This is a genomic window from Candidatus Salinivivens marinus, assembly GCF_965655845.1.
GTDB lineage: Bacteria > Pseudomonadota > Alphaproteobacteria > Rhodobacterales > Rhodobacteraceae > Salinivivens > Salinivivens marinus.
Map to the genome: position 1 here is coordinate 125,830 of NZ_CBFHHX010000001.1, position 16,824 is coordinate 142,653.

At 40.7% G+C, this 16,824-nt stretch carries 15 protein-coding genes; 2 read left to right on the forward strand and 13 right to left on the reverse strand.

Annotated elements, in window-relative coordinates; translation table 11 throughout:
- Nucleotides 1–4: 4 nt before the first annotated feature.
- Together preA and ACTF5Q_RS00660 are read right to left on the reverse strand one after the other, a co-directional pair.
- Nucleotides 5–1,309, reverse strand: coding sequence for an NAD-dependent dihydropyrimidine dehydrogenase subunit PreA (preA, locus tag ACTF5Q_RS00655; protein WP_438952808.1), 1,305 nt, complete (start codon nt 1,307–1,309; stop codon nt 5–7).
- Nucleotides 1,309–2,625: an NAD(P)-dependent oxidoreductase gene (locus tag ACTF5Q_RS00660; protein ID WP_438952809.1), complete on the reverse strand. Its 1,317-nt coding sequence runs from the start codon at nt 2,623–2,625 to the stop codon at nt 1,309–1,311. The genes preA and ACTF5Q_RS00660 overlap by 1 nt, the downstream gene beginning before the upstream one ends.
- Before the next feature lie 179 nt (nt 2,626–2,804).
- Between ACTF5Q_RS00660 and ACTF5Q_RS00665 the strand changes: the two genes are divergently transcribed.
- Nucleotides 2,805–3,095: a DUF1330 domain-containing protein gene (locus tag ACTF5Q_RS00665; RefSeq protein WP_438952810.1), complete on the forward strand. Its 291-nt coding sequence runs from the start codon at nt 2,805–2,807 to the stop codon at nt 3,093–3,095.
- Nucleotides 3,096–3,246: 151 nt separating this feature from the next.
- Here the strand turns inward: ACTF5Q_RS00665 and ACTF5Q_RS00670 are convergent, their stop codons facing one another.
- From ACTF5Q_RS00670 to ACTF5Q_RS00715, 10 genes are all read right to left on the reverse strand, one after another.
- Nucleotides 3,247–3,504, reverse strand: coding sequence for a DUF4389 domain-containing protein (locus ACTF5Q_RS00670; protein WP_154033052.1), 258 nt, complete (start codon nt 3,502–3,504; stop codon nt 3,247–3,249).
- Between the two features lie 55 nt (nt 3,505–3,559).
- Nucleotides 3,560–4,426, reverse strand: a complete 867-nt coding sequence (locus ACTF5Q_RS00675; RefSeq protein WP_438952811.1) for a hypothetical protein — start codon at nt 4,424–4,426, stop codon at nt 3,560–3,562.
- Nucleotides 4,427–4,550: 124 nt separating this feature from the next.
- Nucleotides 4,551–5,771, reverse strand: coding sequence for a cysteine desulfurase (locus ACTF5Q_RS00680; protein WP_438952812.1), 1,221 nt, complete (start codon nt 5,769–5,771; stop codon nt 4,551–4,553).
- Nucleotides 5,768–6,337: a Yip1 family protein gene (locus ACTF5Q_RS00685; RefSeq protein ID WP_438952813.1), complete on the reverse strand. Its 570-nt coding sequence runs from the start codon at nt 6,335–6,337 to the stop codon at nt 5,768–5,770. The genes ACTF5Q_RS00680 and ACTF5Q_RS00685 overlap by 4 nt, the downstream gene beginning before the upstream one ends.
- A complete protein-coding gene (locus ACTF5Q_RS00690; protein ID WP_438952814.1) occupies nt 6,334–6,825 on the reverse strand; it encodes a YIP1 family protein in 492 nt (163 codons plus the stop codon). The genes ACTF5Q_RS00685 and ACTF5Q_RS00690 overlap by 4 nt, the downstream gene beginning before the upstream one ends.
- 2 nt (nt 6,826–6,827) lie before the next feature.
- Entirely contained in the window at nt 6,828–8,108 is a 1,281-nt protein-coding gene (locus ACTF5Q_RS00695; RefSeq protein WP_438952815.1) for a SufB/SufD family protein, read from the reverse strand.
- Nucleotides 8,105–8,860 carry a Fe-S cluster assembly ATPase SufC gene (gene sufC / locus ACTF5Q_RS00700; protein ID WP_438952816.1) on the reverse strand — a complete coding sequence of 252 codons (756 nt, stop codon included), beginning with the start codon at nt 8,858–8,860 and terminating at the stop codon, nt 8,105–8,107. The genes ACTF5Q_RS00695 and sufC overlap by 4 nt, the downstream gene beginning before the upstream one ends.
- 62 nt (nt 8,861–8,922) lie before the next feature.
- Nucleotides 8,923–10,443 (reverse strand): Fe-S cluster assembly protein SufB, encoded by a 1,521-nt coding sequence (sufB, locus tag ACTF5Q_RS00705; protein WP_438952817.1) that lies wholly within the window; start codon nt 10,441–10,443, stop codon nt 8,923–8,925.
- Nucleotides 10,444–10,456: 13 nt separating this feature from the next.
- Complete coding sequence (locus ACTF5Q_RS00710) at nt 10,457–11,503, reverse strand: cysteine desulfurase family protein (RefSeq protein ID WP_438952818.1); 1,047 nt, start codon at nt 11,501–11,503, stop codon at nt 10,457–10,459.
- A gap of 40 nt (nt 11,504–11,543) precedes the next feature.
- A complete protein-coding gene (locus ACTF5Q_RS00715) occupies nt 11,544–12,008 on the reverse strand; it encodes an Rrf2 family transcriptional regulator (protein WP_438952819.1) in 465 nt (154 codons plus the stop codon).
- A 146-nt stretch (nt 12,009–12,154) separates the two neighbouring features.
- Here ACTF5Q_RS00715 and ACTF5Q_RS00720 point away from each other — a divergent pair, with 146 nt between their 5' ends.
- Nucleotides 12,155–12,808 carry an alpha/beta hydrolase gene (locus ACTF5Q_RS00720; RefSeq protein WP_153695752.1) on the forward strand — a complete coding sequence of 218 codons (654 nt, stop codon included), beginning with the start codon at nt 12,155–12,157 and terminating at the stop codon, nt 12,806–12,808.
- A gap of 29 nt (nt 12,809–12,837) precedes the next feature.
- On the opposite strand, the gene mfd is transcribed toward ACTF5Q_RS00720, so the two are convergent.
- Nucleotides 12,838–16,269: a transcription-repair coupling factor gene (gene mfd, locus ACTF5Q_RS00725; RefSeq protein WP_438952820.1), complete on the reverse strand. Its 3,432-nt coding sequence runs from the start codon at nt 16,267–16,269 to the stop codon at nt 12,838–12,840.
- Between the last annotated feature and the right edge of the window lie 555 nt (nt 16,270–16,824).

The window sequence follows — 16,824 nt, forward strand, 5'->3', positions numbered from 1 at the left end:
AGTACTATTCTGCTGCAACCTTACTAGGATTATTAGGGTGCTCAGTCCAGTTACCGTATTCCTCAGCAACAACTTGTCCTGTTCTTTCGTCTATTTGACCAGGTAGTAGCTGAACCATAGTAATACAATCATCCACGGGGCATGTATTAACGCATAAATTACATGCAACGCACTCATCATCCTTTACATCAAATACGCGATCCTCACTCATTGTAATTGCCTGATGCGAAGTATCTTCACACGCCGCATAGCAACGCCCGCATCCAATACATTTTTCCTGATCTATACGAGCTTTAGTAATATAGTTTAGATTTAAATATTGCCAGTCAGTAACGTTAGGAACTGCCTTTCCTACCAATTGATCAACTGAAGTATATCCATTTTCATCCATCCAAGAAGACAAGCCAGAAGTCATTTCATTAATTATGTTAAAACCATACGTCATAGCTGCAGTACAAACCTGAACATTTCCAGCGCCTAGCGCCATGAATTCAGCAGCATCTCTCCACGTTGTAATACCGCCTATTCCAGATATTGGAAGACCTGCGGTGACATCTGTTCTCGCTATCTGCGCAACCATATTTAGAGCAATAGGCTTTACCGCTGGGCCACAATATCCACCTGCAGTGCCTTTACCATCAATGGTCGGATTTGGCGCCATATTCTCCAAGTCTACTGAGACAATTGAGCTTATTGTATTAATCAAGCTAACCGCATCTGCTCCACCATTCTTTGCAGCAGTAGCTGGATATATTATGTTAGTAATATTTGGCGTCAACTTTACTATTACAGGCAAATCTGTTGACTCCTTACACCACTTGGTTACCATCTCAATATATTCAGGGACCTGACCGACGGCGGATCCCATACCACGTTCAGACATTCCGTGCGGGCAGCCAAAATTTAGTTCAAAGCCATCCACGCCTGTTTCAGCAATCTGCGGAATAATGTCTTTCCAGTAAATTTCTTCACAAGGCACCATGACCGAAGCAACCAGCGCTCTATCTGGAAAATCTTTTTTAATTTGCCTCATTTCCTTGAGGTTAATTTCTAATGGCCTATCAGTGATCAATTCAATATTATTCAATCCCAACAACCTTCTGTCGGCGCCCCATATTGCTCCATATCTTGGGCCATTGACATTTACTATTGGCGGCCCCTCTACACCGAGTGTTTTCCACACTACACCTCCCCACCCTGCTTCGAAAGCTCTACGAACATTATATTCCTTATCCGTAGGGGGTGCTGAAGCCAGCCAAAATGGATTGGGTGATTTTATTCCACAAAAACTACTTGTTAAATCTGCCATCATATTTCTCCACTCAATGAAGCATGAATATTTATTGCTGCATCACGACCTTGTGCTACAGCAGTTACAGTCAAATCTTCGCCTATACTGGTGCAATCTCCACCCGCCCAGACATTGGCTACATCTGTTTTAAAATTTTCATCAACTTTTATCTTGTTATTCTCACGAGAAAGTTCAAGCGGCAACTCATCCATTATTTGGCCAATAGCTTTCAAAAGATGATCGGCTGGCAACGAGAATTCCGTGTCATGTTGAGTATTCTGGAACTTAATACTGCTTATTCCTTCAGTACCCACAATTTGGACTGGACGTGAATTGTAAATAAATTTGACACCCTTGGACTTTGCTAGTTCTTGCTCGTATAAAGAGGCTGGCATTTCTTCCACGCTGCGTCGATAAACAACGGTAACGTCATGGGCACCAAGTAGCTTTGATTGAACTGCAGCGTCTATTGCTGTCATTCCTCCACCAATCACAACCACATTCGATCCCACTTCCAGATCAGCCAAATCTTCTGCTTGCCTTAATGATGATATGAATTCAACTGCATCTTGCACATTTCCTAAACTTTCACCATCAATATCCAAACTACGTACATTACCTAATCCAGCTCCGATAAAAACAGCATCATATTCATCTCTTAACCCAGATAAACTAAAGTCACGGCCAAGCAATTTACCATAATTGATTTTAATACCTCCAATTTTCAATAGCCATGCCACCTCTTTCTGGGCAAAATCATTTGTGGATTTGTATGCAGCTATTCCAAACTCATTCAAGCCACCAGGTTTTTCTTTTGCATCTAATATAACAACGTTATTGCCCAAAAGTGCCAACCTATGGGCCGCCGCCAATCCAGCTGGCCCTGCCCCTACAACCGCAATTTTTTTGTTTGTAGACGGAGCTCGCTCAAACGGGTGATCATCAACATTCATCAAGACATCGGTTGCATAACGTTGCAAAAGACCAATCTGAACAGGCTTACCTTCCGCTTTTTCTCTGACGCATGCTTCTTCGCACAGAGTTTCCGTGGGGCAAACTCTGGCACACATACCTCCCAATATATTTTGATCCAATATCGTTTTCGCAGAGGCAACAGGCATCCCGGTTGATATTTGTCTTATAAAAAGGGGGATATCAATATCCGTCGGGCATGCAGTAACGCAAGGAGCATCATAACAAAAATAACATCGGTCTGCTGCAACTGCCGCCTCATGGCTATCTAAGGGCGGATGCAAATCAGAAAAGTTTTTTTTCAGCGATATCTGGTCAAGTCTGCCAGCAAGAGGGCCTCCAACCTCTGAATTATTAGACATTCTAAAATCTCCACATTTCAAAAATCAATTAAATATTTTACCAACTGGTCAATTTTTTACTATTTGGTCTAATTTTTTTCAAGAAAGCAAATAAAAAATTTTACTTTATGAATCTAAATTAAAAATGTTAGACTTTTTGTTACAAAAATAGACAAATATGGAATATGAAAGGAACTCCAGTGACAAAAGTTTATCAAGTTGTGGTATACCATAACGTAACCAACCCAAAAAAATTAGCAGCTTATGCAGAATTAGCTGGGCCAGCCATGAAAAGCGCCGGAGCAACATTTTTGGCTCGAGGGATTCCCTACCTAGTACGGGAAGAAGGGGTTGCTACAAGAACAGTTTTGATAGAGTGGCCGTCCAGAGAAGCTGCAGACGCAGGCTATAATAGCCCTGAATACCAAGAGGCCATAAGGGTTTTAGACGGTGCCGCTACAAGAGAATTTCGCTACATGGACGCATTGTAGAATAAGAGCTAGCCAGCCACTTAAATATGTGTAGTTAAACCACAACCTTTTATTCAAACAACTTATCTTCCAATCTTTCAAAAACTAAAACTTAACGACTACCACCAATATCTCATAATAAATTTACTTGGTTAATAACGTCTGGGAATATTTAGAATTTGGACCAGGGAAAAGGCTTGTATTCACTAGAAGCTAAAAGAAATTCTGAGGCCTCCCCAAACCAATTTTTCATAGATGTACCAAGATCAGCGATGAAATTATTTTTCTCTTTTGCAAAAAGCATCCAGAAAAACTGAATCAGGGCCAATAAGCCAATAATTGTTACACCAAGATTAAAAATAAAGCCTATAACTAACATTTGGAAGCCACGTATAACTAAAGTTTTTCTGTATTCCGATTTAATAGACATCTCGCTACTCCAAGAAAGTTCAGATTGCCCAGTATTTAAAATAAAGCAGTCACAATCACAATGAGTTTATAAAATACCACAGCCCTACCGCAAAAGCAGACATTGCGATTGCCCAAAAAATACTATCATAACGAGGCTCCGGGCTTCGGCTTTTTTTTCTCTCAGCTATTTCTCTGGAACGCTGAAAATCACCAGATTTTTCGGCGACAGTAAGTTTCTCAATAATTTTTGACTCATCACTTAATTCTTCTTTGTTGAGTTTATCTTCAACTATTCCAGAATTAATAATCTCTTGGCAGAAAAAAGTGGCAAGATCATTTTGTATAAAACCACCTCGTAAGCCATTAACTATTCGAAATAAAAGAATTCGTTTTTCTTCTTCAACTGCAATTAAATCTTCTTGAAACTCTTCAAGGCCTATACCCAAATCTGTACCCAGCAATGTATCACTGGACGGATCGTAAGAATTCTTTAAACGTTGCAATAAATCTGTAATCATTTTCGACTTACCTAACGATGAATGCTGAGAGGGCTCTGCAATATCAGAATTCAAGAATTCGATGATCCGTGACTTCTTTAAAATGTTCTCATCGCGGTATAGAGTAATTATTTTCTGCTCCTTTTCGTTTAACTCTTCGTTGAGAAAATCATCCGTTAAACCCATTTTTGAAACCTGAGTTTCGAAATCTAGAAGAAGTGATCTGTAGTCTTGGCGTTTCACTCCCCTTTTCACTTGGGGAAAGGCACTTAAAACTCGCAATAGCAGTCTAACCTTTTCTTTTTCAGCAGACTGTGCATAGTCAAGTAATCTATTCATGGCATTTATATAATGTTGATCGGAAGAGCTAAAATTAGCCACAATATTTTGGAGACCCGAAATCTCTTCTACAAATGCTTTTCTATTTTTTTTACCCTTGATCATGCATTTCTTAAATCAAAAAGTTTGAATCTAAGTTATTTAATAATAATAATTTGATTAGTTTTGACGAAAAGATACTATCTATTTTCTGGAATAGTTGCAATAAAAACGGCAGTAAATCTTATCATTAAGACAGCAGATCACGAGCCAGCTCTAAACCCGACAGTAATTTGTCAACTTCCTGTTTAGTATTATAAAAGGCAAATGACGCCCTGCATGATGCATTAATTCCCATGTGATGCATCAAAGGACCCGCACAATGTTGACCGGCCCTAACTGCAATGCCTTGCTTGTCTAGGATGGTAGAAATGTCATGAGCGTGAGCAGAGCCTTCCAAAGTAAAGGCAAAGATTGCCCCTTTCTTACTCGGCTTACCTTGTATATTTAGCCAATTTAAACCTTCCAATTTTTGACGCGCGTAGAGTGTTAACTCGCTTTCATACATTTCAATATTATCCATACCAATACTCATCATGTATTCCAAAGCGACACCAAAACCGATCGTCTGGACAATGCCTGGAGTACCAGCTTCAAACTTCATTGGTGGATCATTATAAATTACTTTATCCGTAAAAACGTCCTTAATCATGTCTCCACCACCAATGAATGGTCGCATTGTTTTTTGAATTTCTTGTTTAATATAAATTGCACCTGAACCTGAGGGACCGCATAATTTATGCCCCGTGATTGCGTAAAAATCACATCCTATATCTTTAACATTGACTGACATGTGAACCGCAGCTTGCGAGCCGTCTACCAAGGATACAATTCCTCGCTTTCGTGCTTCATGACATATCGTTTTGACATCAACTACAGTTCCTAAAACATTAGACATATGCGTTATGGCAACCAATTTGGTTTTATCAGAAAACTGATCAATAATAGCCTGTGGGTCGAGATTGCCACTCGCATCACAATCAACCCATTTGATTTTCACACCGAAGCGCTCACGCAAAAAATGCCAAGGAACGATGTTAGCATGATGCTCCATAATACTCAAAATGATTTCATCGTCATTTTTTAGATGCTCCATTGCCCATGCATAAGCCGCAAGGTTAATGCCCTCCGTTGTTCCAGATGTGAACACTATCTCTTCTTCATGCTCAGCACGCAAAAATTTTTGTACAATAGATCGGACATTCTCATAGTTATCAGTCGCTAAATTTGAAAGATAATGGAGTCCTCTATGAACATTGGAATACTCGTTTGAATATGCATTCGAAATAGCATCGATTACTACCTGAGGTTTTTGAGAGGAAGCACCGTTATCTAAATATACTAATTGCTTCCCGTTAACTTCCCGCGAGAGTATTGGAAATTCTGATCGTAACTTGTTTACGTTTATCATGATAACAACCTGTTTATAACACCGCCAAAAATTATGCCGGTGCCCAAAAAGGCAAATAGAGACGCTAGTATAACTATAATACCGGACATCAGCAAACTCGTTAATCCATGCGCTGCCTTAACAAATGAAATAAGAATGTAGACTCCCAAAATCACAAATCCAATTTGCACAATCCCCGCAAGTGGGGCCAGAATAAATAGCACAACAACCACTATCGTTTGAAAGATTACTTGTAATACCTGGGTCCAAGCCATAACTGACAAAACCTGACCGAAATTTGCTACGCCGCCAAACCAAGCGCCACCTCTAGAAATAAAAAATGCTGCTAAGTAAGAGGATATAAGTACTATAATCGCTGTGCTGATCGGCGAAAACATCAATCCATTTGCACGGATCTCTTCCGAAACATCAGGGTTTGGGATAAAAGCCAAAATTGTGCTTATACAAGTCGCTGCAGTCAGAACCATAGCAGCTACTGTCACGCTCCAGCCTTTCGAAAATAGAATACTCGTTGCTTCTTCAGGATTCAAAATGCTTATTTTAGCCAGGTAATAAATCTGGTTCACTGAGCCGCACCCCCGACCTTAGCACGAACCACTGCGCAAAGGATAAAATAGGATAGGGCCATAAACCAGAAAAACCCAACAACATTTTCGGCAGTTCCGCTGCCAAGGAACCCTTTTACAAGCCCGAAAAGCATCATCATTGGGGTTGCCGCAAAGAACGACCAGAAGAGACCCACTCTGATTTGTCCAGATGTCTTACTACCCCCTAAAACTCTGTGCAAAAAGTACACTAATATGGCAACGCAATATAATAAAAGTGGCGCGATCAACAGCCAAGCCAACAAACTTGCCGCTAAACTAGTTTGTAAATTAAAGTCCTCTAAATGCGATTGCCGCGCAAGATACGGCCATTGCGCAACGTAAGTAAGAAAGCATGCACCCATTAAATAACCTAGAGATGTTGCCTCGTTGGTTGGGCGACCATATATGAACTCAAATACTTTTGAGGGCGATCGATAGGTATATATAACATTTGAAACTACAGACATTATTATCGACGCCGTTCTAACCAACCACTTAAAAGCTCAAGTATAACATCTTTTAAATTATCGTTATCAATTTCGTCGACTGCCTCTGCTAAGAAGGCCATTGTTAGCATATCTATCGCAACCGGTTTCGAAATACCTCTAGACGTAAGATAAAATAAGGCGTCTTCGTCAATTGCACCAGAAGTAGAACCGTGTGAGCAGGCAACATCATCTGCGTATATTTCAAGTTCTGGCTTGGCTAAGAACTGACTGTCGTCATCCAAAAGTAACGACTGACTAATTTGATACCCATCTGTTTTCTGAGCATCTGGTTTTACAAGAATCTTCCCTTGAAATACCCCTGTAGCACCATTCCTCAAAACTTTCTTGAAAACCTGCCTACTCTCTGAGCCGACCGCATCATGAGTTACAAATACAGTATCATCGTGATGGAAATCACCGTCACCTACGCAAGCACCAGAAATATGTGCCATTGCATCATCGCCGGCAATATTAAGGAAACACTCATTTCTAGTTAAAATACCATTTACTGTAAGAGTGAAAGACTTAAATATGGAACATCTACTTAGTTCACCAAAGATGTGAGTAGCAGCTCTGCGCTCATGATCCCGACCTAAAACTCGAATATGGTTGAACTTTGCATCTTCGTTAACTTCAACTTCTAATACCTGGTTTAAACGTGCAGCAGCTGCTCCACTTTCAAGCAATGTCAACTCAGCATTGCTATCAATTTTGATGACATGGTGGAGAATTACATCTGAATATTCGTTTTCATGTTCGTAAATAATGTTTATTGGGCGTTCAACCCGATCCGTTACATGGATAATAAGGCCTTCATTTGCATAAGCAGTATTATAGGCGGCCAAAGGACGAGAAACAGACAGTTGACCTAACTTTTCATACCTTCCGTACAACTCTTTAGCCCAATGCAAATCTAATTTTTTTATCGTATCTAACCGCTCTATTGAGAGACCCGAAAGCATTAATTTATCCGATTTTTCAGGAGAAAACTTACCGTCAACAAAAACAATTTTAAGCGGGCGTACGCTTTTAAAAATATCACTCTCATGCTCCGTTACAAGTGATGCTTTCTCAACTATTTTATTCGTTAAGGTTTTTGGGTTTGTGTACTTCCAGTATTCATCACGAGCAGTCGGCAAACCTGACTTTGCTATTCGGTCAAAAGCATCACTGCGCGCCTTGGCACTCCAACCAGAATTTAAAACAGTTGATTTTTTAACTTCAAGTTCTGCATCGGTATTATGCTTTGACATTTCCATCAAGAAGCCTCGTCCAATAAGTCTGAATAACCATTGTTCTCAACTTCAAGGGCTAGCTCTGGACCACCACTTTTAATAATCTTACCATCTGCCATAATGTGCACTACGTCAGGTTTAATATGATCTAATAAGCGTTGGTAGTGTGTTATTACCAAAAATCCTCTTCCTTCATCACGAAGAGCGTTGACTCCGTTAGCCACTAGTTTCATTGCGTCCACATCAAGCCCTGAGTCTGTTTCATCAAGGATACAAATTTTAGGCTCGAGCATAGCCATTTGTAGAATCTCATTGCGTTTTTTTTCACCACCCGAAAATCCAACATTCACAGGCCGTTTTAACATATCAGAATCAATTTTTAACGCAGCAGCTTTTTCTCTAACCATACGCAAAAAATCTGTCGCGCCGATTTCGTCTTCACCGCGGGCTTTCCGTTGCGCATTTAAAGCTGTTCGCAGAAACGTCATATTGCCCACGCCCGGAATTTCAATAGGATACTGGAATGCCAAAAAAAGACCAAGAGCCGCCCTTTCTTCGGGTTCCAACTCCATTATATCATCACCATTTAACTCAACCGAGCCATCCGTCACATTATAGCCCTCTTTACCAGAAAGCACATAAGAAAGCGTAGACTTTCCAGACCCATTTGGCCCCATGATGGCGTGAACCTTTCCCGCGTCCACAGTCAAATCCACTCCCTTCAAAATTTCCTTATCTTCATCTTCCAAAGAAACGTGTAAATTATTAATTTTTAACATTTTTTTCCACCATTAGTGACACAATTCGTCGTTTACTTATGACATTGTAACCATAATCGCAACTACCCAACTGATCCCTCGAGTGATATTGCAACAAGTTGCTGAGCTTCCATCGCAAATTCCATCGGCAACGCCTGCAAAACATCTTTGCAAAAGCCATTAACCACTAAGGCTACGGCTTCTTCCTCACCCATGCCTCTTTGCCTGCAATAGAAAAGCTGATCGTCATCGACTTTCGAAGTCGTGGCTTCATGTTCTACTCGAGAAGAATTATTTTTAACCTCAATGTATGGAACGGTGTGAGCACCACACTTGTCACCTATTAGAAGACTATCACATTGGGTATAATTCCTACTATTTTTTGCCCTAGGATGCATATTGACCTGACCTCTATAGGTATTTTGAGCCACACCGGCCGAGATACCCTTCGATACGATGCGAGACTTAGTATTTTTGCCAAGATGCAGCATCTTGGTACCAGTGTCGGCCTGCTGATGATTGTTTGCGATAGCAATCGAGTAGAATTCACCCTGGCTTTCATCACCCCTTAATATGCAGCTAGGGTACTTCCAAGTGACAGCCGACCCAGTTTCGACCTGCGTCCACATCACCTTTGCTCTGTCACCCCGACAATCAGCCCTCTTTGTAACAAAGTTGTAAATGCCACCATTTCCATTTTCGTCGCCTGGAAACCAATTTTGAACGGTTGAATACTTAACTTCAGCGTCTTCTTCCACTACTATTTCAACAACTGCGGCGTGTAGCTGAGCCGTATCTCTTTTCGGCGCTGTACACCCTTCTAGGTAAGAGACATATGACCCTTTATCTGCAATTATTAAAGTTCGTTCAAATTGCCCGGTATTTTCGGCATTGATACGAAAATATGTTGATAGTTCCATGGGACATTTAACTCCCGGAGGAATGTAAACAAATGAACCGTCAGAGAAGACAGCACTGTTCAATGTTGCGTAAAAATTATCAGAAACTGGAACTACTGAACCTAAATATTTTTTAACTAACTCTGGATGCTCCTTAATAGCCTCAGAAATGGAACAAAATATTACTCCAGCTTTCTTTAATTCAGACTTGAAAGTTGTCCCCACTGAAACGCTGTCAAAAACAGCATCAACCGCAACTTTTCTCTCACCATCAGGTTTATCTGCTTGACCCTCGACTCCCGCAAGTATCATCTGCTCTTTTAACGGAATCCCCAGCTTCTCGTACGTTGCCAAAAGCTTAGGATCAACTTCATCGAGAGACTTTGGTTTTTCAACCATAGACTTAGGTCTTGCGTAGTAGTATTGATCCTGAAAATCAATTTCCGGATAATCTACCATAGCCCATTTGGGCTCTGTCATTTTTTTCCATCGTTCTAAAGCTTCTAATCGCCAGTTTGTCATCCATTCAGGTTCTAAATTTTTCTCAGATATCAGCTTTACAATGTCTTCATTTACGCCTTTTGGAGCATACTCCATTTCGATGTCAGTATCCCAGCCATACTTGTAAGTACTGACCTCCTTTACAGCATCTATCGTTTCCTGATCGACGCCGTCTTTAACCTGTAATGTATCCCCTGCTTCCATAACCATCTCCTAATTAAGCACTTCTTCGGCTCATAAATTTCTTACCTTCTTTGCAGTATGCACCTACAAAGCCATTGATGTCTTCTATAGTTGTACCCACACCTAAACTAACCCTTAAAGCGCTTTTTGATTGTTCATCATCATAACCCATGCATTGCAAGACAGCCGATCCCTTAACTTTTCCACTGGAACAAGCAGATCCGGCAGATACCGCGTATCCAGCCAAATCTAACTGCATTACCTGAGTTTCACCTCGCCATCCGGCGTTAATTATTAAGCTAGTATTCGGTAATCGCTTTATCCCTTTCCCTACAAAAATAGTTTCGTTAAAAGATTCTTCAATCGAATTTTCTAGAATGTTTCTAAGTTCTTCAACACGGCTCCAAACACCTTTCTCTAAATCAACCAACGCTGCCGCAGCAGCGGCCGCCATACCTACCGCGCCGACAATATTTTCTGTCCCGGATCTTCTACCCATTTCTTGACCGCCACCAACTATTAGCGGTGAGAAAGGTATATTATCCTCCAATAAAAGAGCACCAACCCCTTTTGGACCTCCAAATTTATGTGCAGAAACGATTGCTCTTTTTGCTCCTAGCCATTCAAATGAAAACGGTATTTTTCCAATTGCCTGCGTCACATCACTTAAAAATATATCTCTGGGCAAATCTTGAATAATGCCGGTCTCCGAATTAGCCAATTGAACAGCAGACGTTGAAGGATCATTAATTAAGACTTGGCCCGAAGGAAAAGTAGTCAAAGTTGTTTCACACAAACTCTTAACGGCATCATGTTCAATCTCAGAACACATTATTTTATGAGCGTTTAGGGCCAACGAGGCAGCCTCTGTCGACCCAGATGTAAAGACAATAGATTGGGGCTTACAGCCAAGTGAGCCAGCAAGACTATCTCGAGCATTTTCTAACAAAGATTTCGCCATGCGGCCCTCAAAGTGAACAGATGAAGGATTACCTAAAACATTCATCGCATCCAGCATTGCCCTGCTCGCTTCTGGTCTCAAATCGGTAGTAGAATTATGATCTAAATATACTCTTTGCATTGGTTCACATCAAATAAAGCATACACTTTAGATCCATAAATCAATCTGCTGGTTCTACGATAGAGATCAGGTCTGGGACAGCTGGGCAAGGAGCCAATTCATTTTCAATTACATCTGAAAGTCTCGTTTGATGTAAAAATACATAAACATGTGCACTTAAACCTTCCCATAACCTATTGGACAAAGACTGGGCTTTACTGCCAGAAACAGCGCCCTTAGCCCCTGCTCCGGTATGCAAAGCGTTCAACGACTCATCAACCGCCTCTAGCACATCTGAAACTCTAATTTCATGAACAGTTTTACCCAATTTGTAACCGCCGCCGGGACCGCGAGAAGCAATAACTAACTCTGCCCGTCTAAGTTTTACGAATAATTGCTCAAGATAGGCCAAAGAAATTTTCTGCCTCTTAGAAAGATCTGACAGAGTTACTAAGTCAGAGCCACCGTGGAGAGCAATATCGCATAATGCTACCATCGCGTAACGTCCTTTGGTGCTTAGCTTCATCAACCGGCCTTTCTAAATTCATTGACGTTAACTCAAACAATGCTTAAGTGCACTGTATGGCAGCGCATCAGTCTAGTTTAGAATAATTCTAAAGTTTATGCCGAACACTGTCAACGTAATAGAAAGCTTATTTGGAGTATTAGTGTATGCCTGAGGTAATTTTTCCCGGACCTGAAGGGCGTCTCGAGGGACGTTACCACCCACAAAAGGATAGAGATGCCCCAATCGCTATTGTACTGCACCCTCACCCACAGTTTGGGGGTACGATGAACAATAAGGTTGTCTATAACTTGCACTATACATTTTACAATATGGGTTTTACGGTCTTAAGATTTAACTTCCGAGGTGTTGGCCGTTCCCAGGGAGAATATGACCAAGGCGTGGGAGAGTTATCGGACGCAGCCTCTGCCCTCGACTACTTGCAGTCAATGAATAACAATTCGAAACATTGCTGGGTTGCGGGATTTAGTTTCGGTGCATGGATAGGGATGCAATTATTAATGCGTAGACCTGAAATCACCGGTTTTATATCAGTGTCTCCGCCCGCAAACATGTACGATTTTTCTTTTCTAGCTCCCTGCCCATCCTCAGGGATGATTATAAACGGCGCAGCTGACAGAATTGCCCCACCTTCAGCAACTGTTGAGCTAGTCGAAAAATTAAGAGAACAGCGCGGTATTACAGTAACGCATAATGAAATGGAGGGAGCAGGCCATTTTTTTGAAGATCCTTATATGGACGAAATGCTAGACACAGTAACCTCGTACGTTAAAAGACGTTTAACTGAGACTACACGTTGATTTATCTAAAAAATTGACAGGCTTAGTGCTTAATTTTTAGCCTGAGCCAATTTGGCTAGATCTTTCGCTAAATTGAAGGAGCCTCTAATTCGATCACGATCTTTTGCCCAACTTCGAATAACCACCAGTTTGTTATCACGAATTTTTGCATAACCATTTTCGTTATCTATAAATGTAACCAAACCTGAAGGTGATTTAAATTTGTTATTGTAAAATTGAATAGTTGCTCCCTTCGGACCGCCATCAAATTTAGAAATTTGAGCCCTTTTACACATCGCTTTTATTCTAACAACCAGAAGCAATGTATTCACCTCTCTAGGCAACTCCCCAAATCGATCAATAAGTTCTGCAGCAAATCCTTCAAGTTCAACTTTTGAAGTCAAACCTGATAATCTACGATACAAGCCAAGTCTTGTATCAAGATCTGAAACATATTTTTCAGGAATTAAAACCGGCACCCCTAAATTTATTTGCGGTGCCCAATTATCGTCAAAATCCGACAAACCCTCGAGTTCCCCAGATCTCATTTTACTAAGAGCATCTTCCAACATAGACTGGTACAGTTCATAGCCAACTTCACGTATTTGACCCGATTGTTCGTCACCCAGCAAGTTGCCTGCTCCTCTAATATCTAAGTCTTGACTAGCTAGAGTAAAACCAGCTCCCAATGTGCTTAAAGACGCTATTACCTTCAATCTTTTTTCTGCTTCATTTGTAAGTTTCTTTCTGGGCTTTGTGGTTAAAAATGCAAATGCTCTGGTTTTAGAACGACCTATCCTACCCCGGATCTGGTATAATTGAGCCAGCCCAAACATATCAGCATTACCTACAATTAAAGTATTAGCTCTAGGAATATCTAACCCAGATTCCACTATTGAAGTGGCGACGAGAACATCAAACTTTCCATCATAAAATTTATTCATGCGCTCATCTAACTCTGATGAAGACATCTGGCCGTGAACCTTAGTAAATCTTATTTCTGGAACTTGCTCCGTCAGAAAATTTTCTATTTCTTGTAAATCAGATATGCGCGGAGCAACAAAAAAAGACTGGCCGCCTCTGTAGTGTTCTCTTAGTAAAGCCTCCCTTACAACTATGGCATCGAATTCACTTACATAAGTTCTGATTGCGAGTCGATCGACTGGTGGTGTCCCAATAATTGAAAGATCTCGAACTCCCGAAAGTGATAACTGTAAAGTCCTGGGTATAGGAGTAGCCGTCAGTGTTAGAACATGGATGTCAGATTTTAATTGCTTTAATCGCTCTTTATGTCGCACACCAAAATGCTGCTCTTCATCAATTATCAGCAATCCAAGATTTTTGAATTTTACAGAGTTTGCCAGAACGGCATGTGTCCCTATTACTATATCAGCATGGCCCTCCGTGAGTTCCTTTCTAGTTCGCTCATTCTCTTTTAAACTTTCAAACCTACTCAATCCGCGAACTTCAACAGGGAATCCCCTGAACCTCTCTTCAAAACTCCTTTTGTGCTGTCGGGCAAGCAGTGTAGTCGGTGCGATCAATGCAACCTGGAAACCAGACATAGCAGCGACAAAAGCTGCCCGCATCGCTATCTCAGTTTTACCAAACCCTACATCGCCACAAATCAACCGATCCATTGGCTTGCCAGATCCAAGATCACTAATTACTTCTTTTACCGCCACCAATTGGTCATCTGTTTCTTCATATGGAAATCTTGCAGCAAAAGCCTCCCACATTCCACTAACAGGTTCACATATTTGACCACGACGCAGCGATCTTTCGGCTGCTACACGAATAAGTTTTTCGGCTATGTCTTTTATTCGGTCCTTCAATTTGGATTTTTTAGCTTGCCAGGCACCGCTTCCTAATCGATCCAAAAGGCCCTCATCGTGGCCATAGGATGTTAAAAGTTCTATGTTTTCGACTGGCAAATAAAGTCTAGAATTCTCAGCATATTCGATCAGCAAACATTCATGTGCAGCCCCACCGATATCTAACACTTCTAAACCCATGTAGCGGCCAACGCCGTGATCAATATGAACAACAAGCCCACCAATAGAGAGACTTTGAGCGTCCGTAAGAAAATTTTCTGGTCTTCTCTTTTTTGGCCTCCTTATTAACCTCTCACCTAAAATGTCCTGCTCTGATATCACTGTAAATTCAGGAGTTTGAAAACCTTGATCTAGTGGCCAAACGCTCATGTGTACGACTGAGCTCGCAACCATACTCCAGTTTGACACGGCTACTGGCCGATCAAGCCCCTCATCTGTTAAAAGTCCTGATAGCCGCTCCAGCGATCCTTCCGAATAGGATGCAATTAGTACTGGCCCATACTGCAATCTAGTTTTCAAATGATCAGCCAAACTGCTAAAGAGATTAAGATTATTAGATTGCCTCTCAGGCGCAAAATTCCTTCCAGCCCGCCCGCCCGAGTCTATAATGTTCGGCCCCAAAGGTTGTGTAAGAGGATCAAAAATCAAGGTTCGATGCGTTTTAATCAAATTGACCCAATCAGCCTCGTCGAGATACAATGCTGTGGGTTTTAATGGCTTGTATGCGTAGTCTTTTGTGGGCTTATTGTCATTTGCAAAATTTCTGGCCTCATATTGATCAGCCACTAACTTGCAACGTGAAGAGAGATCCGCTTCGAGATTCTTGTACATCGTTACTGTTGCTGAGGGAAAATAAGAAAAGAAAGTATCAAGTTTTTCATAGAATAAAGGTAGCCAATGTTCTAGACCTTGATACTTCCGACCCGCACTAACAGACTCGTACAAAGGGTCATTACTCAGAGATGATCCGAATTCAGCTCTGTAAGATTGCCTAAAATTTCTAATAGAAAATTCATCAAGAATAACTTCTGAAACGGGTGCTAATTCAATTTCATGCAGTTTTTTAATTGTCAGTTGAGTTTCTGGATCGAAAAGACGAGCACCATCCAAAATAGTTCCAAAAAGATCTAAGCGGACTGGGTTCGAATATCTTGGAGGAAATATATCAATAATTCCTCCACGAATTGCATATTCACCAGCCTCCCTAACTGTCGAGGATTTGGTGAAACCCATCCTCACGAGAAATTCTCTTAAATTACTTTCATTAATATTTCGCCCCACCACTGCTTTGAAACCATAACTTTTAACTACGGAACTACACGGCACTTTCTGTAAAACAGCGTTCAAAGTGGTTAAAACAACATACTCTTTGGCTATATTATCTGCAAATTTAGAAAGTATTCCCATTCTGGCCGATGATATCTCTAAATTTGGAGAAACCCGATCATAGGGTAAACAATCCCAACTGGGAAACTCGAAAACCGAAAGGTCAGGTTTAAAAAATTTAAGCGCATCGCCCATAGCGCGCATGCGTTTGTCATCTCTAGCGATATGAATCACTGAGTTTCCTTGATGCTTTATTTCATTCAAAATTATTTTGGCATCGTACCCTTCTGGGGTGCCGCTCACCAGTATTTCAGTAGACATCAGGAGGTTTGGCCACTTATAGTTTGGTATACATTATTGTTATCTTGCATTGTCGAGGTGCAATAGCGGATCTTAAAATAGTGTAATTTCAAATAGTTTGATGCTTGATAATTGTAAACATAAACCAGCAAAAAATAGTAATTAAGGATAAAAATCCTAAAATTTTTGTGTTCCGCCTGTATAAAAAAATTTGAACATGTAATTCTGAGGGCGTTAATTGTTGTGCAATAAACTTTTTTGCTAAATTTAGCCTAAAGTGGATTAAGGCTATAATTGGAACAAATAAAAACAGTGATAATTGTAAGAATTCATTCTTATAAAGAAATCCGGTTAGTGTGAGAAAAGTGATTAAAAAAGCAATAAGCAAGATGTAACACCAATGGTTCAGAATTCGATACTTTTTAGTGAAATGAGCAGCAATAAATCGTGTAAAGCGGCAAAGATCTGCTAGTTCGTCTTCATTATTTGATGCGATAAACCACGCTCTATAAGGTACACCAAACACATTGCTAATTGAAAAGTACCAGATCATAGCTAAAAATAACCAAAACCAAA